General features: G+C 38.5%; 17 protein-coding genes and 1 other RNA gene. 1 reads left to right on the top strand and 17 read right to left on the bottom strand.

Annotation, left to right across the window (positions count from 1 at the left end):
- Positions 1–205: 205 nt before the first annotated feature.
- From murB to ettA, 17 genes are all read right to left on the bottom strand, one after another.
- The gene (murB, locus tag ACFIO5_RS04775; protein WP_375634623.1) at positions 206–1,183 is read right to left on the bottom strand and encodes a UDP-N-acetylmuramate dehydrogenase; all 978 of its coding nucleotides are present in this window, start codon (positions 1,181–1,183) and stop codon (positions 206–208) included.
- Positions 1,161–2,588, bottom strand: a complete 1,428-nt coding sequence (gene murC, locus ACFIO5_RS04770; protein WP_375705129.1) for a UDP-N-acetylmuramate--L-alanine ligase — start codon at positions 2,586–2,588, stop codon at positions 1,161–1,163. The genes murB and murC overlap by 23 nt, the downstream gene beginning before the upstream one ends.
- Complete coding sequence (gene murG, locus ACFIO5_RS04765; protein ID WP_375632997.1) at positions 2,572–3,708, bottom strand: undecaprenyldiphospho-muramoylpentapeptide beta-N-acetylglucosaminyltransferase; 1,137 nt, start codon at positions 3,706–3,708, stop codon at positions 2,572–2,574. The genes murC and murG overlap by 17 nt, the downstream gene beginning before the upstream one ends.
- On the bottom strand, positions 3,701–4,855 hold the full coding sequence (locus ACFIO5_RS04760; protein WP_375632999.1) for an FtsW/RodA/SpoVE family cell cycle protein: 1,155 nt from the start codon (positions 4,853–4,855) through the stop codon (positions 3,701–3,703). Before ACFIO5_RS04760 ends, murG begins: the two co-directional genes overlap by 8 nt.
- A gap of 143 nt (positions 4,856–4,998) precedes the next feature.
- Entirely contained in the window at positions 4,999–6,393 is a 1,395-nt protein-coding gene (gene murD / locus ACFIO5_RS04755; protein ID WP_375633001.1) for a UDP-N-acetylmuramoyl-L-alanine--D-glutamate ligase, read from the bottom strand.
- Positions 6,394–6,397: 4 nt separating this feature from the next.
- Entirely contained in the window at positions 6,398–7,468 is a 1,071-nt protein-coding gene (mraY, locus tag ACFIO5_RS04750; protein ID WP_375633003.1) for a phospho-N-acetylmuramoyl-pentapeptide-transferase, read from the bottom strand.
- Between the two features lie 21 nt (positions 7,469–7,489).
- On the bottom strand, positions 7,490–8,911 hold the full coding sequence (locus ACFIO5_RS04745; RefSeq protein ID WP_375634625.1) for a UDP-N-acetylmuramoyl-tripeptide--D-alanyl-D-alanine ligase: 1,422 nt from the start codon (positions 8,909–8,911) through the stop codon (positions 7,490–7,492).
- Positions 8,908–10,359, bottom strand: a complete 1,452-nt coding sequence (locus ACFIO5_RS04740) for a UDP-N-acetylmuramoyl-L-alanyl-D-glutamate--2,6-diaminopimelate ligase (RefSeq protein ID WP_375634626.1) — start codon at positions 10,357–10,359, stop codon at positions 8,908–8,910. Before ACFIO5_RS04740 ends, ACFIO5_RS04745 begins: the two co-directional genes overlap by 4 nt.
- Before the next feature lie 23 nt (positions 10,360–10,382).
- Positions 10,383–12,125 carry a peptidoglycan D,D-transpeptidase FtsI family protein gene (locus tag ACFIO5_RS04735; RefSeq protein ID WP_375634627.1) on the bottom strand — a complete coding sequence of 581 codons (1,743 nt, stop codon included), beginning with the start codon at positions 12,123–12,125 and terminating at the stop codon, positions 10,383–10,385.
- The gene (ftsL, locus tag ACFIO5_RS04730) at positions 12,125–12,529 is read right to left on the bottom strand and encodes a cell division protein FtsL (protein WP_375634628.1); all 405 of its coding nucleotides are present in this window, start codon (positions 12,527–12,529) and stop codon (positions 12,125–12,127) included. The genes ACFIO5_RS04735 and ftsL overlap by 1 nt, the downstream gene beginning before the upstream one ends.
- Positions 12,526–13,524: a 16S rRNA (cytosine(1402)-N(4))-methyltransferase RsmH gene (rsmH, locus tag ACFIO5_RS04725; protein ID WP_375634629.1), complete on the bottom strand. Its 999-nt coding sequence runs from the start codon at positions 13,522–13,524 to the stop codon at positions 12,526–12,528. Before rsmH ends, ftsL begins: the two co-directional genes overlap by 4 nt.
- 264 nt (positions 13,525–13,788) lie before the next feature.
- Positions 13,789–14,179: RNase P RNA component class A (gene rnpB / locus ACFIO5_RS04720), an RNA gene on the bottom strand.
- Between the two features lie 83 nt (positions 14,180–14,262).
- Entirely contained in the window at positions 14,263–14,772 is a 510-nt protein-coding gene (locus ACFIO5_RS04715) for a lytic transglycosylase domain-containing protein (protein WP_375633015.1), read from the bottom strand.
- Positions 14,773–16,079: 1,307 nt separating this feature from the next.
- Positions 16,080–16,457 carry a hypothetical protein gene (locus ACFIO5_RS04710; RefSeq protein ID WP_375618214.1) on the bottom strand — a complete coding sequence of 126 codons (378 nt, stop codon included), beginning with the start codon at positions 16,455–16,457 and terminating at the stop codon, positions 16,080–16,082.
- Positions 16,458–18,035: 1,578 nt separating this feature from the next.
- Positions 18,036–18,296, bottom strand: a complete 261-nt coding sequence (locus ACFIO5_RS04705) for a hypothetical protein (protein ID WP_375634630.1) — start codon at positions 18,294–18,296, stop codon at positions 18,036–18,038.
- 650 nt (positions 18,297–18,946) lie between these two features.
- Entirely contained in the window at positions 18,947–19,885 is a 939-nt protein-coding gene (locus ACFIO5_RS04700) for an ArsR/SmtB family transcription factor (RefSeq protein ID WP_375634631.1), read from the bottom strand.
- 586 nt (positions 19,886–20,471) lie between these two features.
- Positions 20,472–22,121, bottom strand: a complete 1,650-nt coding sequence (gene ettA, locus ACFIO5_RS04695) for an energy-dependent translational throttle protein EttA (RefSeq protein WP_375633021.1) — start codon at positions 22,119–22,121, stop codon at positions 20,472–20,474.
- A gap of 160 nt (positions 22,122–22,281) precedes the next feature.
- Between ettA and ACFIO5_RS04690 the strand changes: the two genes are divergently transcribed.
- A complete protein-coding gene (locus ACFIO5_RS04690; protein WP_375618210.1) occupies positions 22,282–22,818 on the top strand; it encodes a hypothetical protein in 537 nt (178 codons plus the stop codon).
- Positions 22,819–22,841: the final 23 nt, after the last annotated feature.

The following is a 22,841-nucleotide window of genomic DNA, read 5'->3' as shown; positions in this document are numbered from 1 at the left end:
TCTATATAGAATACATCAGCACCACATACAGGAAAAACAAAGTTTATCCTTGCGAATCAATAACCTAGCATTTTGCATAATGAATCAGACTCAAAAGCCTGATGCAAGAGATTCTTTGTTAATTTATTGATTCTTAATAGAATTTTTTTATTATCTCTTTGAAATGACTCAATTTTTTATTTTCACTTTTTTAGTGAACAATAAATCAATGAAATGGATCAAAAGGAGAAACACTTCGACCACGCTCAAATTGACCAATACGCTCTATTTCCCATTGTAAAAGGTGGGCTGAATTTGCAAAAACACGCGCACGCACTGTTTCTCCCAATGCTTCAAGATCATATCCTGTTGCTTGCCCTGTATTAATCATAAAATTACAGTGCATTTCACTCATTTGAGCGCCACCAATCTGTAAACCACGACACCCTGCTTCATCAATCACGCGCCACGCGGATGTATTCTCAGGATTTTTGAAAGTTGACCCCCCTGTTTTTTCGCGAATAGGTTGCACTGTTTCTCTGTGGAGGGCAACTTCATCCATAGCAGCACGAATATCATCTTTATTGCCGAGTCTTCCTTCTAATAAAGCAGCCGTAAAAATAAAATCTTTAGGAATATCACAATGACGATAGGAATAATGCATATCTTTCACACTCAAGATATGACGTTGCCCTTTACGATCCAGCGCATAGACCTCGACAACACGCGCTGCAGTTTCAACACCATTCGCACCCGCGTTCATTTTGAGAGCTCCTCCAAGACCTCCAGGAATACCATGATAAAAATGAAAACCTGCAATCTCAGCTTCTAAAGCGGCAGCAGCTAAATGTTTATCCGCCGTACCAGCACCAACTAAAAAGCCTTTTGGAGAAACTTGCTTCACTTGCCCAAATTTTTTTGGCGAAAGACGAATCACAACACCAGGAACCCCCCCATCACGCACCAGAAGATTAGAACCAATACCGACAATTGTCACAGGAACAAATTCAGGCAAATTTTGAAGAAAGAGAGCCAAATCTTCTTCATCAACAGGCTGATAAAAAAGCTCTGCCAACCCGCCCGTGCGAAACCACGTTACCTTACGCATCTCAACATTAGGTGTAAGCTTTCCTCTCACGCCACCCAACAGTGGTTGCAATTGCGCCAATAGCGCCTCACCATCAATGTGCTGAAAATTTACCATGACCATCCAATACCGCTAATTGATGAGGCAACGCACAAGCCCATTGTGTGATATTGCCAGCACCAAGAAAAACAACATAATCCTCTGCCTGAGCAAATTTTGAGACAAGAGACACGACATCTTCCAGACTATGTATCAAGCGCACATCACGATGACCCGCCATTTTAATATGCTCTACCAATTCTTGAGAACCAAATCCTACAATAGGCTCTTCACCAGCCGCATAAACGGGCGTAATCAACACTGTATCTGCATCATTAAAACAAGCAGAAAAATCATCAAATAAATGATACAAACGTGAATACCGATGGGGTTGTGCAATCGCAATAACACGCCCTTTTGCACTCTCACGTGCTGCACGCAAAACAGCCTTTATTTCAACAGGATGATGTCCATAATCATCAAATATTTCAATGCCACGCCAATTTCCTGTTCGCGTAAAACGCCGTTTTACTCCGCCAAATTCTGCTAAGCCCCTTTTTATAGCTTCATTTGAAATGCCTAGTTCATGCGCAATAGCAATCGCCGCCGTTGCATTAGCAACATTATGCTGCCCTACCATGGGCAAAAGCAAATTTTTCAACTCAATCTTTCTTCCTGTTTTGCGTGAGCGAACAAGAACATCAAAATGCGTTTTTTGACCATCCATCGAAAGATTAAGAAAACGAACATCCGCTTGTGGATTTGCACCATAAGTGATCACCCAACGATCATCAATACGGCCCGCCAATGACTGAACCTCTGGATGATCAAGACACAAAACAGCAAAACCATAAAAAGGAACATTTTCTACGAATTGCCGAAAAGCCTCACGCACAGCATCAAAACTTCCATAATGATCCAAATGCTCAGCGTCAATATTAGTAATAACAGCAATATCAGCAGGCAGCTTTAAAAATGTACCATCACTTTCATCAGCTTCAACAATCATCCAATCGCCATCTCCTGTACGAGAATTCGTACCATAAGCATTAATAATACCGCCATTAATCACCACTGGATCAAAATGACCAGCATCAAGAAGAGCTGCGACCATTGATGTGGTTGTTGTTTTACCATGTGTACCACCCACCGCAATTGCACGCCGAAACCGCATCAGCTCCGCCAGCATTTCTGCACGTCTGACAAGCGGCAAATGTCTTTCCTTTGCAGCAATATACTCAGGATTTGTTTTTTTAACGGCAGTAGAAAAAACAACAACCTCTGCATTCCCTAAGTTTTCAGCACAATGACCTATATGAACGTTAATTCCTTTTTTCCGCAAACGTTCAACATTTGCACTTTCAACTTGATCTGACCCTTGAACTTTATAGCCAAGATTATAAAAAACCTCCGCAATTCCACTCATACCGATCCCCCCGATTCCGATAAAATGGATAACGCCTATATCAAGTGGCATTTTCATTAAAAAGCTCCTCTTTTATATCTGACAACAATCGCCCTGCAATTAAGGACTCAGCCATATCAGCAAGGCAACGGGTTGCATGAGGTTGTCCAACTTTTTTTGCAGCAAGCGCTTGTTTTTCCAATAAATGGGGCGCACAACAAGCGTGCATTAAAAGAGAAAAAAGCTTTTGTGCATTTAAATCTTTTTCTGATACAATTTGCGCACCACCTACACGAGCAAGCAGAGCTGCATTGGCAGCCTGATCATGATCTAGAGCATGGGGATAGGGAACAAGCAAAGCAGGTCTACCAATCACCGCTATCTCACAAACGGACGAAGCCCCAGCGCGCGACAAAATAAAATGAGCATGTGCCATACGTTCAGCCATATCATCAAAGAAAGGAGCAACTTCTGCTTGTACGCCCATATCACGATAGATTTTGATCAACCTTCCTGCTTCACCGCGGACTTGCTGTACAATTCGTAAACGTTTACGGTTCTTATCATCAAATAAAGCAATAGCTTCTGGAACAATATGTGAAAAAGCAGAAGCCCCTTGGCTACCTCCAAAAATCAAAAAATTAAATGGCTTTTCTCCCTCTGAAGAATGATAAGGAATTTTGGCCGCCTTCAACACAGCCTCACGGACAGGATTCCCCGTCAAAAGTATTTTATGAGCATAAGCGCCTTTTGGTGACAACAAACCACCAGCGATTGCACGCACAAAAATTGCCAACACCCGATTGGCACGCCCCATAACAGCATTTTGTTCATGAATAAATGTTACACGCCTCGTTAAGGACGCAATAAAAAGAGGAGGAAAGCTCGGATACCCCCCAAATCCTCCAACAAGAACAGGACGTAATTTATAAAACAACGCCAACGATTGCCCCATCCCCCTTAGCAAAGACCAAAACGTCTTTATCAGAGCAAAAGGATGGCGTCGTGTAAATGTTGCCGATGAAACGATATGAATATGCCCTTCATCAAAGCACCGAACAAAAGGTCGTGCTCTTTCATCTGTTATTAAATGAACATCATATCCACGCTGCCTTAATTCAACAGAAAGGGCTTCAGCAGGAAAAAGATGTCCACCTGTACCACCAGCCACCAAAACAATAACTTTTTTATCATTCATAAGGGGTATCCAAGACAGAAGATGAAGAAAAAGCTGAAAGGCGCGCTTCTGGCCAACGACGTGTTAAACTGAGCAAAATGCCCATTGAAAACGCAATCGCCATCATCGAAGAACCACCATAAGAAATAAAAGGCAATGTCATGCCTTTTGGAGGAATTAAGTGAAGATTAACGGCCATATTAATCGCTGATTGAAAGCCAATCATCATTGCTATGCCAGTAATACCAAGACGTATAAAGGAATCACGTGTATTCATGGCTATATACAATGAACGCATAACGATAAAGCCAAAAAGCATCATAATTAATAAACAAAGAATAATACCATATTCTTCAGCAGCAACGGAAAATACAAAATCTGTATGGCTATCAGGAATGATACGTTTTACTGTTCCCTCCCCAGGGCCTTGCCCAAACCAACCACCATTCAAAATAGCCTCACGTCCTACATCCACTTGAAACGTATCCCCTTCACCTGTCAAAAAACCATTAATACGCTCGCGCACATGATGCAGAAAAAGATAAGCTAAAATAATTCCTACAACGCCTAAAATGAGAAAGAGAAAAATAATGGTAAGAGGTACACCAGCAATAAAAAATAGCCCCCCCCATGTTGCACTTATTAAAACTGTTTGTCCAATATCAGGCTGCAAAACCAGAAGCACACAACAAATGGCATAAAGTAGAATCGCTAACGTATAACCCAGAATTCCCCTCCTGCGTATCTGTTCTGAAAAAAGCCAAGCGGACATAACCACAAAAGCTGGCTTCATAAACTCTGAAGCCTGTACAGAAAAACCAAATAGTAGAATCCACCTCCGTGCTCCCTTTAATTCTGGACCCCAAAATAAGGTTGCAACCATAAGAGCAAGCGTTACAATGAGCAAAAGAGCACATAAACGACGAATATTAGAAAGCGAAAAAAAGGAAATGGTAACCATCGTAAAAAATGCTGAAATGCTAAAAATGATATGCCACCGAACAAAATAAAAACTATCAGCAATTCCGATTTTTTTTGCAATAATAGGGCTGGCAGCAAAAGACAGCATAATGCCAATTCCCATTAAAATTAAACAAGCTGCAAAGATAGAGCGATCAATCGTCCACCACCAATTAGCAATTGGATCTCTATCTGCACGCGTCACCATGATATCCACCTTATCCATTTTATAAATTATCTCAAAGTGATATGGTTCCCCAGCCTGTTTAACAAACACTTTAAAAACTAAATTACACAAAAAAAGATTCTGGAGTCTTAACGCAAAAATATTTTTTTATAACTGATGCTTTTTTATTGTAACTGCATCACAAAAGAGACAAATGCTTCGCCTCGCATTTCATAATTTTTAAATTGGTCATAACTTGCACAAGCAGGTGACAAAAGAACCGTCACCTCTTTTTCCTTACAACCCATTGCGTCAACAGCTGCTTCACGCACCGCATTTTTCAAAGTTAAACTCATAGAAAAGGGAAAAGCAGATCCAATAGTGCGAGCAAATTCTTCTGCCGCGCTCCCAATCAAATAGGCTTTACGAATTTTAGGAAAAAATTCTCTAAGAGACTCTATCCCTCCCTTTTTTGCCTGTCCCCCAACAATCCAAAAAATATCATTAAAGGTGGAAAGCGCAGGAGCTGTTGCATCTGCATTAGTAGCCTTGCTGTCATTGATAAACAAAACCGCCCCCATTTTACGCACCTGCTGCATACGATGATCCAACCCTTTATAACTTGCTAAATGCTTGTTCACAGAAGGATCAGTTATTTTTAAAGCCTGCAATGTTGCTAATGCCATAAGGGCATTTTGCGCATTATGACTCCCACGTAACACCGCCATAGGAGCAAGATCTGCAAGCATATGGCGCTGTCCTTGACGAACAGAAAAGAGCTTGGTCCCATCTGCATAAAAACCATTTTCAACAAAATGATCCTTGGAAACTGCCTCAATTTGCTTCCCATCATGAAGTAACTGTTGATATAAAACCCGACAAGCTGCATCATCAACTGAAATGAAAGCCTGAGAAGCCTGAGCAATCAGATGCCTTTTGGTTTGCACATAACAGGCAAAACTCCCATGTCGATCAATATGATCAGGTGTTAAATTCAATAAAAGTCCAATGGTCGGCTGAAGAGAGGGAGTAAGATCAATTTGAAATGATGAACATTCAATCACATAGATACGTTTTTTAACAAATGGCTTAAGCGTCAATATTGCCTTTCCGATATTCCCCCCCACCTGCACATCATAACCCATTTTTTCCAACAAATGCGCAAGTAAAGCCGTTGTGGTTGACTTTCCATTCGTCCCCGTAATCGCAATGAAAGGAACATCTTGGTCACAAAAACCATAATGCTGTAAAAAATGCTGGCGCGCACGAACAAATAATTCAATATCACCGATAATTTCTATATTTTTTTTTCGTGCTTTTTCAACAACCCAATGGGGTTGAGGATAATTTAAAGGAACTCCAGGAGCTACAATCAATGCAACAAATTCTGACCAATCTTCATAACGGAGATCTCGCGTTGGAATATTGTGCCGAAAAGCCATCTGCACGCTTGAAGGACTATCATCCCACGCCACCACTTCTGCACCGCCACGCATCAATGCTTGTGCCGTTGCTAGTCCAGACTGTCCCAACCCAAACAGAGCAACTTTTTGACCTTTATAACACGTAACAGAAATCACATTCTCACCGCAATTTAAGTGTTGAAAGACCTATGAGAGCGAGAACAATTGAAATAATCCAAAAGCGTATCACGACTTGGCTTTCAGTCCAGCCTTTTTTCTCAAAATGATGATGTATCGGTGCCATAAGAAACACTCGTTTTCTTGTTAATTTGAAATAACCAACCTGAATAACGACCGAAAAAGCTTCCACAACAAAAAGCCCACCAATAAGAGCCAAAACAATTTCGTGCTTCGTAGCGACTGCAACAGTCCCTAATAATCCTCCAAGAGCCAACGAACCAGTATCTCCCATAAAAATAGCTGCAGGTGGTGCATTAAACCATAAAAAACCAAGCCCTGCCCCAACAACAGCTCCCAATAAAACAGCCAATTCACCTGCTCCCGATACATAATGGATTTGGAGATAATCAGCAAAATTCATATTACCAGAAAGATAAGCAATCAGAGCAAAAGATAAGGCTGCAACCATCACAGGAACAATAGCAAGGCCATCAAGTCCATCCGTCAAATTAACCGCATTACCCGTCGCGACAATAACAAAAGCAGAAAAAGGAATAAAAAACCAGCCCAAATTGATAAGATAATCTTTCAAAAAAGGCAAAGCGAATCCAGATGAGCCAATTTGTAGGATGACAAAAGCAGCAATTGCGGCAACACAAAACTCCAAACTTAACCGTGCTTTCCCAGAAAATCCTTTGTCTGTTTGTTTTGTGACCTTAAGATAATCGTCATAAAATCCAATTGCCCCAAAAGAAAGCATAACCAATAGCGATACCCAAAAATAAATATTCGATAAATTACACCACAAAAATGCCGATACCACAATACCGGTTAAAATCATCAATCCACCCATTGTAGGTGTTCCAGCCTTTTTAAAATGTGTTTGAGGACCATCCGCACGAATCGGTTGCCCCTTACCCTGCCGCAATTTAAGAGAAGCAATGATGCTAGGTCCAAACAAAAAGACGATGAGCCCCGAATTAAGCATAGCCGCTATCGTGCGAAAAGTAATATAACGAAATACATTCACACCTGGAAGCCAATCACTAAACGAAGAAAAAAACAGCATCATGGTACAAAAAACCTCTTAAAACTATGAAGAAACCGCTTTATAGCGGTCAAGCAATGCAGTCACAATATTTGATGAACAAAGGCTATTGGATGATTTAACCATAAGCAGATCCCCAGAAGAAATTTCTGCTAAAAGGAGAGATAAAATTTTCTCAATATTTTCAGCATAATGAACCTTAACACCAGCAGACAAATCACTGACTAAAGATTTCATCGCCTCACCAAATAGAAAAACCGGATTAGCACCGGAAAGACGTATTGGCTTTATTAAATCACGATGAAGCTTTTCACTATACTCCCCTAACTCTAGCATATCTCCTAAAATAGCAATTCGCCGCCCCTCTTCCCCGACTGGTCCTGTAGCAAGAAGCTCAAGCGCAGCACGCATAGAAGTAGGATTTGCATTATAGCTTTCATCAATGAGATAAAATTCACCCCCATTTGATAAAGACAGTCGATAACGAACACCTCGCCCCTTTTGAGAAGAAAAATAGCGAAAAGAAAGAAGAACAGGCTCTAACTCAACTCCCATAGCATCACAAGCAGCAATAACCCCTAAACTATTTTGCACAATATGGCGTCCTGGAGCACCAATTTGAACCTTCCTATCCCGCCCCCCAATACGCACAATCATAGAAGTACTATCAGTTAGAAGACGTATATCTCGCGCTTGATAATCAGCATCTTTAGTCTCACCAAAGCTTAAGATCTTCTTTACACCGCATTTCTTTGCTTTTTGAACGAGATAAGAAAAAAAATCACTATCCGCATTTAAAATGGCAATTCCTTTTTCATCTAATCCTTCAAAAATTTCAGCTTTTGCCTTTGCTATTTCTTCAAGATTTTTGAAAAAACCCATATGTCCTGCACAAATATGCGTAATGAGAGCAACATGCGGACAAACAAGTTTGACCAGAGGGCGAATCTCATCTCTATGATTCATGCCAATTTCAAAGATACCATAATCACTCTCCATAGGCATCCGCGCTAAAGTGAGTGGAACCCCCCAGCAATTGTTTAAAGAAGCGAGATTCGCATGAACATTCCCAACCGTTGCAAGTGCTTGTTTCAAAGCCTCTTTTGTCGTTGTTTTTCCCACCGATCCTGTTATCGCGATAATCTTAGCTCTTGAACGTTTGCGTGCAGCTTGTGCAAGTTTTTCTAAGGCTTGCAAAACATCAGGAACAACAATAAGTGGAGCCGATATCTTTTTCATATCCCTCAAACGGTGTTCCGCAACGATAAGAACGCCTGCACCTCGTTCATAAGCTTGCGCAGCAAAATCATGACCATCAAGATGATGCCCTTTAATGCAGAAAAAAACATCCCCTTCCGCAAGAGTACGGCTATCAATGGAAACCCCAGAAAAAGTTTCTGGCAGGCTTCCCATTACAACACCATTAACTGCAGCAACAAGTGCTTGCTTATCCCATAAAGTTGTCATTTCTTTCGGTCCTCTAAAGCTTCTATCGCTTTCAGACGATCTGAAAAAGGATAAGTTGTCTGCCCTATAATTTGGCCATCCTCATGACCTTTTCCAGCAATGATTAATGTATCACCAACTTTCAAAAGCTCCACCGCGTAAGAAATAGCCTCTCCACGATCTGCTATCTCTATTGCTGTTGGCACCGCCTGTAAAATATCCTTGCGTATTTTTTCTGGCATTTCTGTGCGAGGATTATCATCCGTTACAATAACAATGTCCGCTTTATCCGCCGCAATTTTTCCCATCAAAGGTCTTTTTCCTTGATCACGATCTCCTCCACAACCAAAAACAACGATCAAACGCCCTTGCGTAAAGGGACGAACAGAAAGCAAAACCTGCTCCAAAGCTTCTGGTTTATGGGCATAATCAATATAAACAGGCGCATTATTTTCTGTCTTTCCCACAAATTCCAACCGCCCAGGTGCCCCCTGCAAAGTTTCAAGCGCAGAAAAAACCTTACGAGGTGAAACACCAGTTGCAATTGCTAACCCCGCTGCCATAAGCGCATTGGCTACCTGAAAATCTCCAGCCAAAGGCAAATCAAATGTATAAATATTATTTTCCACACGACACTCAATACACTGTTTTGAGCGTTGATGTTCAACACGATTAATCGTGATAAATTGCCCCTTACGACCAATTGTCAAGACACGGCGGCGTGCTTGTGTAACAACATCAATAACCTTTTGTGAATAAACATCATCAGCAAAAATCAAAGCAGGAGCAGATACAGGCAAAAGTGTATCAAACAACCTCATTTTAGCCCGCAAATAATCCTCTACCCCCGTGTGATAATCCATGTGATCTCGCCCTAAATTAGTAAAGGCACCAGCCGTTAAACGGACTCCATCAAGTCGTTCTTGATCAAGCCCATGCGAAGAAGCTTCAAGAGCTGCATGAGTCACACCTTCATGAGAAATTTCATAAAGAAGACGGTGCAAGACGACCGGATCAGGTGTTGTGAGAGAACCATAAACATTCCGTTTAGGAGAAACAACACCAACCGTTCCTATACTCGCAGCACAAAATCCAGCATAAGTCCAAATTTGCCGAAGAAAAGAGACAACAGATGTTTTACCACTTGTACCAGTCACAGCAACGACCGTTTCAGGCTGAGAACCGTAAAAACGTGCAGCTGCCAACGCTAAACTATGACGAACATTAGAAACACGTAAAATGGGAACAGATAAATCCTCAAGAACAGCATGACAGTCTGTAACGATTGCTCGTGCGCCACGCTTTATCGCATCATCTATATAGTGTCTTCCATCACTTTTTTTCCCTTGAACAGCGACAAAAACATAGCCCGGCAAAACTTGCCGAGAATCCACACTTATTCCTGTTATTTCTATTGAAGAAAGACTTTCATCTTCAACACATTCTGTAAAAACTGTTCCAAACAACATAACGATGCACCTTTGTATTTATTTTACTGTTGTTTAACGAAACTTGAATTGCTCTTTTTACTTAAAAGAAGCTCATATTCTTTTTTAAAATCGGGTTTTACACCAAGAAAACTAGCTGTGCGACGAATAATATTAGCAAGCATTGGTCCAGCATTCATTCCCGCTGTTGCTGAACGCTGTCCCTCTGCAGGCTTTGGTTCATCAATAATTGTTAAAACAACATAAGCAGGATCTTCAATAGGAAAAGCAGCAAGAAAACTATTGAAATTTTTTGTTTTAGAATATTTTCCATTTTCAACTTTTTCAGCTGTTCCTGTCTTACCACCTACACGATAGCCTTCTACTTTTGCATTACGTCCAGAACCAATATCACTATTTAATTGATAAAGGTAACGCATATTTTGACTTGTTTTAGCCTGCAAAACCCGTTTTGCATGGTGCAGAGTTTGTTCTTTTGTCCGTTTTAAAAATGTCGGAGCAATTAACCAACCACCATTCATTAAAGCAGCAGCCCCGACAGCTGTTTGCAAGGGTGTTGTTGCCATACCATGCCCAAAAGAAATCGTCATAGAATGGATATCCTTCCAATGATGTGGTACAATAGGGTGGGCAACTTCAGGCAACTCTGTTGTGAGACGATCCAGTAATCCAAGTTTTTGCAAAAAACCACGATGTTTATCAATCCCTATCGCCAATGCCTCTTTAGCAGAACCAATATTAGAAGAATAAATAAAAACCTCCCATAACGTTAAGGGTCGATTTTTTCCATGAAAATCATGAATAGTATACCCACTACTTGTTTTTATTGGCTTTGAAGCATCAATAATACTGTTTAAATAAAAAATATTGGAATCAAGTGCCATGGCTGTCGTAAAACTTTTAATAATTGATCCCATTTCAAAAGCTCCTGCCGTCATCCGATTGAGACGATCACTTTTTAAAGCTTCGATAGGATTTCCAGGATCAAAATCTGGTAGTGATGCCAAAGCCAAAACTTCCCCCGTATGTATATTTAAAATAACAGCTCCTGCAGCAATTGCCTTATAACGCTTCATAGCCTGAATAAGTTCATCATGAACAATTGCCTGAACACGCACATCAATCGAAAGCTGAACTTGTTTTAATGATTCTTCCATGGCAAGACCAGCGGCACGCAAAGCACTCAACCCCGCATCATCAATATATTTTTCCATACCTGCAATGCCCTGATTATCAACATTCACCATACCGAGAATATGGGAAGTTACAGGTCCATCAGGATAAAAGCGACGAATTTCAGTCCGAAAACCAATTCCTGGTATACCAAGAGCCATAATTTGCGTCTTCTGCATTGGTGTTAACCCCCGCTGTATCCAAGAAAAACTAGATTTTCTTTTTAAGCGCTTATAGGTTTCCTGCCAATTAAGATCAGGCAAAACTGTTGAGAGCAATTCAATTGTTTCATCCACATCAATAATACGTCGTGGCTCAGCAAAAAGTGAATAAGTTTTAATATCTGTTGCCAATAAACGACCATTACGATCAACGATATCAGGCCGTGCCATCAATTGAAGAACTCCTGGCCCTTTTGCTTCTTCAATCTGTCCACCTTCCAACCCATAAGAAATAAGGCAAGCCCCCATGATGCCATATAAAATTAAAAAGCAGAACAACGAAAAAAGCAAACGTGGACGACTAGAATAGGGACGACGAACAGAAACATTATGATTATTCAACGAATTCTTTAAGCGCTTTTTCTTCTGTGAGAATAAAAAAGTCGATTTCATTACTGCGCGCCTTTTTGGACAACACTATTGATCTGAGAAGCCCGATTATTTGTCAAAATATTTTGATTATCTTCCAAGATATTTTGTTTAATCACTTCTTCAATTTGATCATGTACCCATACCGGAATGTCTTTAAACTCCACGATTTGACGGGGCTGTATAACCTCTAACCCAAGTTCTTTCTGATAACGTTTCGCAAGTTTTTGCATGCGTGAAGGACTTATCATCACAGCCCACTCAGCATGAAGCAAACTTACCGTATTTTTTGCTGCAGCAATTTCATGCTCAAGATGAAGAACTTCGTTCATTCGTTTTTGAACATCATATTTTACCTTATAAGTAAGTCCTGCCATACAAATCATAATCAACACTAAAATCATATCAAATGTACGAAAAACTGTCATTTTTTGCTGCCTTCAAAACTGGCAATCTCTGCTAAACCAAATAATTTCATATCTGCTGCAAGAGCCTCTGCTTCAGTCCGTACACCAATACGCAACCTCGCAGAACGTGAACGAGGATTTTTCTGTAACTCCTCTTTAGTTGCCGTGATCCCACCTCTAAACAAAGGAAAAAATGTTGCTGGAGCAGCCTTTATTTCTGGCAGATAGCGTGATCTCATACATTCTCCAGAACGAGCCGAAAAAAATCTTTTGACCATACGATCTTCAAGAGAATGAAAACTGACAACCCCCAAACGGCCTCCAGCTTTTAAAACGCGTTCAGCAGCAAATAAACCACATGCCAATTCACCAATTTCATCATTAACATAGATACGAAGAGCCTGAAATACACGTGTTGCCGGATGAATACGATCTCCCGGTTTACGTCCTATCAACGTTTCGATAGCATCCGCCAAATCACCTGTACGCAAAAAAGGCTGCACAACACGACGCTTTTCAATCATCCGTGCAATTCGCCCCGCATAACGCTCTTCCCCTAATATCTTAAAAATACGTGCCAAATCCCTTGCTTTTAAATGATTGACAACATCGCTGGCTGTAAAACCAGTCTGAGCCATTCGCATATCCAATGGACCATCTTTTTGAAAAGAAAAACCTCTTTCTGCTTCATCAAGCTGCATTGAAGAGACACCAATATCCAAAATAACTGCATCCACCTTCTCTTCAACGACACGATCGAGCTGTGAAAACGCCATATGGACCAAACGAAGGCGTGGAAAAAATTCTTCAACAAGCGATTGTCCTGCACTTATAGCATGAGGATCACGATCAAGAGCAATCACCTGTGCCCCTGCCTTTAACAAAGCGCGCGTGTAACCACCAGCACCAAAGGTGCCATCAATCACTTTTGTTCCAACCAATGGCATAAGCCCAGCCAAAACTGGCTGTAACAACACTGGAATATGGCGTTCAGCTCTTTGATCCTGCTTTATCAAAATAATCCGTCTTGAAGTTAGGCTGTCTTAAATCAACAGCTCTCTCATGACAACTGATCTTAGAATAACCTGGCCTTCAACTTTCACATTAATCACAATGAACGAAAAAACTAAAGTTATCCCAAAACAGATCCTAACGCATTATACTTAAAGAAATGTTATAATTTTTTAAAACACTCTTTGCTCAAGTGTCCATTTCAAACACATAGACTCCATAAAAGACCATATATAATTGATCTTATAAAATATCGCGTATCATCATGAAATATCAGTCGGCCTATAAGCCGGGTTCTGTAGAGTAAAGCTTACACTTTACATGGCAACCATTCATCTGGGACGGATGTTACCATCCGCCTCGTGCAACCTACCCGAATGACTCGCCCGGAAATCGGCTGCAAATTAAATTTTGCACGTCATTTCTATTTGGTCTTGCTCCCGGTGGGGTTTACCTTGCCACATTCATTACTGAATGCGCGGTGGGCTCTTACTCCACCCTTTCACCCTTACCTATAAAAATAGGCGGTTTACTTTCTGTGGCACTTTCCCTAGGGTCACCCCTGCCGGGTGTTACCCGGCACCGTCTTTCCATGGAGCCCGGACTTTCCTCACCTGCCGTATTTCAGTATCAGACAAGCGCGGCTGCCCAGCCGACTGACATACTAATTTATAAAACATTTTCTGCTCCGTGAAAATAGCATCTTAAAATATTTTATGACAAACCTCTCTCAACAGATGTTTTTATTTTAATGAAGCCAGATAAGTCTTTACTTTTGCGCAATATTTCGCTGAAATAGAATTCATTTTTTTTGCAGCATGGCCTGCATTATATTTAAGGATTGTACCACATGTACTTCCACCACTGAGTTTATAGGCCCGTGCCAAATAACGCATACCATATTCAAGATTGGTCGCAGGATCATACAAATCCTGTACAGAACCACTAAAGCCCAACCCTCGTGCCGTAGAGGGTTTAATTTGCATCAAACCTATTTCGCCAGCAGCCCCCTTTATACCTGCCTTATAATTACTTTCAACTTTTACAACAGCATGTGCTAAATTAACGGGAACATTATATTTATTCGCAAGTTTCTGAATAAGAAACTCATAAGGACGATCAGGAATCTTAGAAGCAACAATCACTGAGGATTCTCCTGATTCCGCAACATTTAAGACACTATGAGTCCAACTTACATCAAATACAAAAAATACAGCACACGCTGTATTTAACAAGATTTTCAAAAATTGCATTTTCTTTCTCTTTACTCAAACATTCTCAAATTCTAGCTGCAAATAATTTGCAAACGTATTGTACAAAAAAAGAAAGCAAAAGAACGGCTTGAAAAAGGAAAGAGTAAGACAATTTCAAGATAAAATTCTGCAACAAAAGAAAATCTCTTTATGCACAAATTATAGATTTATCTATATCATAAAGTAAAAAAAATAAAGAGACTATAATTAATCTTATATCGTATTAAATAAAATGATATAATTTGTAAATTTCTGCTATCACTATTGTATCACTCAATTTTTATATTAAAAAAATAGCATCTTAAAGAGAGACAAGAACATCTTTTTACCGAAGATCCTCAATATCAAAAAAGTTTCACAAAAAATATAAACTGTTATCAACACTTCTCTCTGGTTAATAAACACCCACAGCACTCTTTATGTCCGATAAAACCCCAACAAATCATAAAACAAATCCCCGCTCCCATCATTGCGCATAAAAAATTCATAAATATACTAAAACCATCATACTCTTTACCAATTCAAAATATTGCAACAGACTTTTAGCTCTCAAGATGCCTCAAAGAAGCTTTTTACTTCTTTTTTTGAAAGAGCTTTTATCCACACAAGCCTCTCACTTGTAGTGCACAAGAAAGTGATTTTGATTTTTTCACCATGAATAAATTTAAAACGAGAGAATTTTGCAATTCTTAAGATTCTCACTTAATATGAAAATGACAAATTATCATTATAAAACAATATGCTAAAAAAGCTATATCCGTCTTTATCTCTACAACAAAGCTTAACAATTACTTTTGTCTGTTTTTTTGAAAAATGTTAGGAAACTCAATACCCCCAAAGCCTTTTAAATAAAAATAAACCCTCATCTTCATTCAAATATTTTTTCTTTGTCACAGACTACCATCTTATCAGCCTTGCACCTCATTTTCAGAAATCATACAAGTGGATAAATATCCTAAAATCCGTAGAACAAAGAAAGCTTAAATCCTTTAAAAAATTTTTATTTTCTCATATCAAATAAAAAAATAACCGGCATATAAAACACGGTTAACGTGTTTTTTTATAGTCAATACTGCTTTTGTCATTGTAGCGATTGATAATGCAATTAACTTGGACCAATACCCTTGATAGACTTTCTATCACTCCTGTAATGATTGCAACATTACCCTTATACTCCAATTGCTTACCTTTTGAGAGATAAATTTTGTTAATACCTTACAAATTAATTATCTCCTCGCACTTTTCAAGACTTCACGAAAAGCTCTTGCTCCTTAAAATAAAACCCAAAAGCGCGATTAAAAAAATAGCTAAAAATAAGCATTAGCAATGGAAGGACGAGAAATCGCTTTTGAAAGAGCCATAGCAACAGTTTCACCAGATTTGTGAGCCTGCTCACGACTCTGACCACTTTTAAAAGCAAGCGCAATTACATCACGACGCAGCTGCGCAATAAACACCTCTTGCTGTTGAGGACTCATCTTAGAAAGATGCTTGATAATATCTGGAAAAGATACAGACAATCTCTCTAACAACTCCTCCTCTGTTACATCAAGCTTCTGAGAAGAAAAAGAAGAGCGACCGGAAAAAAACTGATAAACAGCACTACTTTGAGAAGCAAAAAAGACAGCGCCAAAAATAAAAAATACAAATAAAATAAAAACAATACGACGCGAAAAAGATTCCATTATCTCTTACCTAAAGATCATAGAACACAAACATAGATTCCTTTTATGATTCTCCTTATAGCATTCAACGATGCTTCAATAAAGAAAAATCAAATTATTGAAAATGAATACGCTAACACTATCCGCCCAACAAAAACTGCCCCTCTATGTATTTAGGTAGTATAGGCGAAACAATAACAGATCTTACACTTCCCCCTAATAACACGCTACAACATCCCCCAAAACAATTATAAAAAGCCTGACTGAGGAAATCCTCAGTCAGGCCAGACAATCTAGGGGATCCACGCGGGGGGGGGGAGGAGGTTCCCCGATCGTCCTCTCACATCAACCACTAAGATAGCCGATGCAATATTCTTGCTATGGAATAAAATTCTTTAAACAACAAGAAATTCTTATCATCTTCTACGCAAAAAAACATAAAAGAGTTATAAATTGTTTAAAAATGTTTAAATTTAGGCAAAAAAAGTTTAAAATGACCCAATTTGAAGCAATTTTATTTCAAGAAGCATCAATTGGAATCTACGATCATTATAACTTTTAAATAGTTTCTTTCATAACTCTGATAATCATAATCAAAAAAAACCGTAATTTCTACGTATCCACCCTATAAAAATCAAACTATATAAAAGTAGAATCACTTTTCCAACAGCAATCACCACAAAAATAAAAATGTAGATTTTTAAAATCTTATCTATCTTCATAAAAAATTCTGTAAATGATTATTAAAATATTGTCGCATCTCTCATGTAACAATCAATGAAGAATTTAAACAGCTTAATTTTATGAAAAAATGAGAACTCTGAAGGTATTTGTTTCGAATCACGTCCTATAATCATTCCAAATAACGATAAACTATTTTACAATAACCAACAGGCTCTAACGCATTTTAACATAACAAACCGAGATCAATGCAGACCGTTTCTCTTAATCTCTATCATTTAAATGATCCCGTAAAATAATACACACAGTAGTTTCTATGCTCAAAAATTGTTATAGTCTGTTCTTCTAACGTAAATAATGCATTGATTTACAATCATAACTCATCATTTTACAACTTACATGAGAGATCTCAAGAACGTGAGATTCCCTTATTTTAAACCTTCGTCTATTGAATCAATGAATAGCCATACTACGGCACATCACAAACAAGAAAAAGCATATGGATAAAAAACATAAAACGATGATGCCCTATCAATTTTACGCTATACTAACGGGCTGCATCATAAAATGAGCAGTAAGCATAAAAAGAAAAAATCACTTTTGGCAAGAAAAATGGACTTATTTAATAACCTTTTTAATAACCTTCATACTTCTCATAATAAAGAGATACGAAACTTTAGTGTAATATCACGCTTTTCTTTTCTACTTTCATCCACGGACTATCCATAGATTATCGTCAATCTTATTTTTATGAATATAATGAAAAACACATAGACAAACGCCATATATGAATGCTTGTAAGAAGAAATAAACGTAAAGTCAGATACGCTATTATAACCATTGTTGTACAAAATGTTTTTAAAATTCAGAATATCACTCCAATCCATTACTAATTTATGAGTAATTTTATGGCGTCATCTACCAAGCTTTTACGTTTTCTATTACTTGTAAATCAACACCTGCTCCTAACATGGCAATATGCTTGAGATAAAGACTAGAGCAAATGAGAACCATGTAAACAGTCCCAGCTTTTATATGCCCAATTAGAGTAAAAATATTTACGTCTGTTTGAGTAATCTTAAAAAAGCCATCATTTATTTTGAACGAAACATAAAAGCCCAAAGATAAAAAACTATTGCCATCTTTACCATCCCTTTCATTTGCCTTTACGACTTTCAAACACGCTCATAACGCTGTGTTTTAAATAATGAAAATCATGCATTGTCTTACCCTTTTACCCCTTCGTCTTTTTAGAGCATCTTTTTGCACCCCTCACTAAAAATTCCAAGGTACTTCTTATCTAAGCACCTGTTTAAAGAAACATCGTAAGATCTATTGGGTACCACCATTTTTGACATTTATGAAGGTATGAGCCATCACTATATTATATTGTGCGCTATTACATCATATCGCCGCCGCTCTCATATTTAGAAATATGTATTTCCTTTTACAAACGGTATTATTTAGATAAATATCTTCTCTTGTAACAAACAAACAGACTCTTTTGGATTCTGCAACAGGAAATTTGAAATGAAAAAATATTCCTATATTCGAGCCTCTCATTGAAATCTAAAAAATCAATATATTGGCTAATAAAACAAATATGATATCAAGACACCTTAAATAACGATCCTCATAGGCTTAACTCTATAGAAGATGCTTTCATTACACAGTACACAGCCACCAAGCCCCTGTAAAACACCAATACTCTCATATAAAAACATAATACAAATGTAAAAAACAATAGATTATCAATGATTGAATAAAGTTTTATCTCTACGCTATTCCTTAAGAAAAATCAGAGAATAAAGCAGGTCAACAAACGCGATTTATGCAAAATTGACTTGTTTATCTTTGATATCGTCAACTAATAAACGCGGATCACGAGCAAGCCAAAGCGTAACCATACCTTTCTCACTGTTTTCATTTTGTATAGGAGTAAGACAAACCGTTTGTTCTAGAACAAGTCTCGTATTTTTAAGCCATTGTTCTATTTGTAAAGCCGAAAATCCAAAACGCGTATGTGCTTGATCAGAATATGAAGACTCAATTTCATGATAACCAAAATCCACAATCAATAAACGTCCATGAGGACGCAAAACACTTGATATCTCATGAAGGAATATTTCAGGGTTTTCAAAAAAATGTAAAACCCAATGAAGAATAACTAAATCAAAAGTTGTATCTCCAACAGACAAGTGAAAAACATTGCTATCAAGCACGACTTGAACCGCATGCGTATAAAGATTAGAAAACAATTTTAAGATAGAGTCTTCACCTCTTCCAATATTCAGCATCGTCTGAAATGGTTTATCGCCAATGATTTCAAGTAAAGCGTTTTCTACACCATGATCTGCCATATAAGATGACCGTAATACATCCCGTTGCAACGCATTTTGTAAGAAATACTTCTTCCTCGTTTTTTGACGCTGCTTTTTAACATCCTTCAAACGTTCTAAATCATGCGCTAACAACACATCATTCTTTGGCAAAGCCGAAAGAACACCCATCACAATGTCTTCACCCCAAAAATCATGACAAAGCTTAAAATAAAGGCTATCCCCCTTCTGATAACGCTCAATCAATCGTGCTTCGTACAATAAACGTAAATATCGTGATATACATGCTTGCGACTGATCAAGAATAAAAATAAAATCAGGGATTGTTAAATCTTCATGATGTAAGAGCCTAAGAACACGTAAATGGCTTACTTCTGCGACCGCTTTCAGCAGCTCAACCATTGCATCTAAACTTGCACTTTTTTTCATAATTATCCCCTCAACATTCCTATAAACATTTGTTTATAGGAAAAAAATTCAAGTATACAACGCATATTCTCATCTATTTTGTGCTCTCTATTTTATCATACTATGAAAAAAATAGGCTAATGTAAAAAACGAACAGATCTTATCCATCTGCTTCTCATTATAATATTCATGATAAATCAATCCAAATCATTCTCTTACAGCTCATAAACAGAGAGGACATATAGATAAAAATATCTTTTATGCCCACCTCAAAACAAAAACTGTATACCATTGAGAAAAAATAAATAACATGATGATGCCAGCTTGCATTTTTATTAAGTAAAGATGGTAATGCTCAATGACCAGAGCATTTGTAGAAGTAGTGCTATACTCTTCATCTCCTCCTTTTCATTGCAATTTTACAAGAAATAACCGGTTATATATCATGATTAGAACAACCCTATTTAGGCTATAATTTCATAAAGTGTCTCTTACTCTTTTCAATGAATAAAAACTCCCACAGAGTACACACACTCTTTATTTATGAAATAACAAACGCAATAAAATACACTATTATTCCAACAAAGTTGAGATAAGATAAAAAATTCTAGCGTGTAAGAGGTTTATAATTTGCATGCTTAGGATTAAGAGATTCCGCCCCAAGACGACGAACTTTATCAGCCTCATATTCAGCAAAATTACCTTCAAACCATTCTACATGACCATCACCTTCAAAGGCTAAAATATGTGTTGCCAATCGATCAAGAAACATACGATCATGCGATATGATAACTGCACAACCAGCGAAATTTTCCAATGCATCTTCCAATGCACCCAATGTTTCAGTATCAAGATCATTTGTCGGTTCATCAAGAAGAAGCACATTCCCCCCCTCTTTTAGAAGTTTCGCCAAATGTACGCGATTGCGCTGCCCTCCTGATAAATTTGCCACCTTCTGCTGCTGATCTGCCCCCTTGAAATTAAAAGCCCCGCAATAAGCGCGGCTATTCATCTCATATTTGCCTAATTTAATAATGTCATTTCCACCAGAAATTTCCCCCCAAACAGTTTTATCCCCCACCAAGGAATCGCGACTCTGATCCACATAACTCATGTGAACTGTTTCACCGATACGTATCTGACCTGAATCGGGCTTTTCCTGTCCCGTCAACATTTTAAACAAGGTCGACTTTCCCATACCATTGGCCCCAATAACGCCGACAATGCCACCAGCAGGAAGTTTAAAAGAAAGAGAATCAATCAATACACGTTCACCATAAGCTTTAGAGAGATTATCAACCTCAATAACAACCTGTCCTAATCTTTCTCCAATAGGAATAATGATTTGCGCCTCTCCAGGACGGCGCTCACGTGCTGCTTGAACCAACTCATCATAAGCCTTAATCCGAGCTTTTGACTTTGCTTGTCGCCCTTTTGGACTAGAAGCGATCCATTCTTGCTCACGTGATAAAGCACGTTGACGTGCTGCCTCTTCACGGCCTTCCTGAGCCAAACGCTTGGCTTTAGCCCCCAAATAAGCAGAATAGTTCCCCTCATAAGGAATACCTCTACCGCGATCTAATTCTAAAATCCAACCCGTTACATTGTCGAGAAAATAACGATCATGGGTTATCAAAAGCACAGCCCCAGGATATTCACGTAGATGCCTCTCAAGCCAAGCCGTCGTTTCAGCATCTAAATGGTTTGTCGGTTCATCCAAAAGTAATAAATCAGGTTTTGACAAAAGCAATTTACAAAGTGCAACACGCCGCTTCTCACCACCCGAAAGTTTTGTTACATCCCCATCGGCTGGCGGACAGCCAAGAGCAGCCATAGCCATTTCCACTTGACTTTCTAAATCCCAAAGATTCTGACTGTCAATAATGTCCTGAAGCTGTGCACTTTCATCAGCCGTTTCCTCGCTATAATTCATCATCAATTCGTTATAACGCTCAAGAACTTCCTGTTTATCTGCAACACCTTCCATCACATTACCACGCACATCTTTGCTCGCATCAAGCAAAGGTTCTTGTGGTAGATAACCACAGCGAGCTCCTTCAGAAATCCATGCTTCTCCCGTATATTCCTTATCTAGCCCAGCCATAATACGTAAAATAGTTGACTTCCCTGCACCATTCGGCCCTAAAATACCGATCTTCGCATCTGGATAAAAAGACAAATGAATATTTTCTAGAACTTTTTTATTGCCGTAAGACTTGTTAAGCCCAGCCATATGATAGATAAATTGACGTGCCATAAATTTCTCTTTATATTATGCGATATTAAAGATTAGGATTTTGAAAAAACTGCTTTTGCTTTTTGAAACTGTACAGTAAATAGCACTTACGTCGTATCAAAAGCTTTCGCTCTATATTGGTACATTTTTTCTAATCTCACAAGCCCCAGTATGGTCCTGAATGCAAAAAAACATCCCCCTAAAGAGCAAAAAGCAAATCTTTTTAGCTGTACCTGAAACCTGTTATCAAACATTGCCTCTCTTTTCCATACCAGATATAACATTGTATTTTTATCGTATTAAACCGACTTATCAATGTAATATGGTACCACAAAGAAAAGCAATTCTCTATGCGCCTTCTTTTCTCGCTTTATGGGCTTTATATTACGCAGTAAAAAATCCTTCTCTTTTTTCATCGATTTTTTGCTACGGAAAGCAATGGACTTCACCCCTTGCCTTGATATGGCTTAAATTACGTTTACAAAACGACCGCCGCCTTATGGGATCTGACGTTCCAAGCCCAATGATCATGAAAGCTTTGCATCAACACGTAGCAACAAATGAATACAGTGCACTTCCCATTGGTACGTGGTTACAATTCGTAAAAAACTATAAAACCAATTGTAAAAACTTATCCATTCCCCTCTTTTGGCTTGATAATTATAAAAATAATATCAATATCCAGCATATCATTTCAAAACTTCAAGACGACATATAGCTTTTTAAAAATACGATAAAAGC

The sequence above is a fragment of the Bartonella sp. AA86SXKL genome (genome assembly GCF_042196885.1).
Note: the sequence above shows the minus strand (reverse complement) of the source record. Positions and strands in the feature narration are given on the sequence as shown.

Excerpts from the sequence above, each read along its gene's own strand:
- ftsL (WP_375634628.1), bottom strand. The coding sequence starts at position 12,529 with ATGACAGTTTTTCGTACATTTGATATGATTTTAGTGTTGATTATGATT.
- ACFIO5_RS04710 (WP_375618214.1), bottom strand. The coding sequence starts at position 16,457 with ATGGAATCTTTTTCGCGTCGTATTGTTTTTATTTTATTTGTATTTTTT.
- murB (WP_375634623.1), bottom strand. The coding sequence starts at position 1,183 with ATGGTAAATTTTCAGCACATTGATGGTGAGGCGCTATTGGCGCAATTG.
- murC (WP_375705129.1), bottom strand. The coding sequence starts at position 2,588 with ATGAAAATGCCACTTGATATAGGCGTTATCCATTTTATCGGAATCGGG.
- ACFIO5_RS04700 (WP_375634631.1), bottom strand. The coding sequence starts at position 19,885 with ATGAAAAAAAGTGCAAGTTTAGATGCAATGGTTGAGCTGCTGAAAGCG.
- mraY (WP_375633003.1), bottom strand. The coding sequence starts at position 7,468 with ATGATGCTGTTTTTTTCTTCGTTTAGTGATTGGCTTCCAGGTGTGAAT.
- ACFIO5_RS04740 (WP_375634626.1), bottom strand. The coding sequence starts at position 10,359 with ATGTTGTTTGGAACAGTTTTTACAGAATGTGTTGAAGATGAAAGTCTT.
- ACFIO5_RS04760 (WP_375632999.1), bottom strand. The coding sequence starts at position 4,855 with ATGGTGACGCGTGCAGATAGAGATCCAATTGCTAATTGGTGGTGGACG.
- ACFIO5_RS04735 (WP_375634627.1), bottom strand. The coding sequence starts at position 12,125 with ATGAAATCGACTTTTTTATTCTCACAGAAGAAAAAGCGCTTAAAGAAT.
- murG (WP_375632997.1), bottom strand. The coding sequence starts at position 3,708 with ATGAATGATAAAAAAGTTATTGTTTTGGTGGCTGGTGGTACAGGTGGA.
- ACFIO5_RS04690 (WP_375618210.1), top strand. The coding sequence starts at position 22,282 with ATGCAAAAAAACATCCCCCTAAAGAGCAAAAAGCAAATCTTTTTAGCT.
- ettA (WP_375633021.1), bottom strand. The coding sequence starts at position 22,121 with ATGGCACGTCAATTTATCTATCATATGGCTGGGCTTAACAAGTCTTAC.
- ACFIO5_RS04715 (WP_375633015.1), bottom strand. The coding sequence starts at position 14,772 with ATGCAATTTTTGAAAATCTTGTTAAATACAGCGTGTGCTGTATTTTTT.
- ACFIO5_RS04745 (WP_375634625.1), bottom strand. The coding sequence starts at position 8,911 with ATGACAACTTTATGGGATAAGCAAGCACTTGTTGCTGCAGTTAATGGT.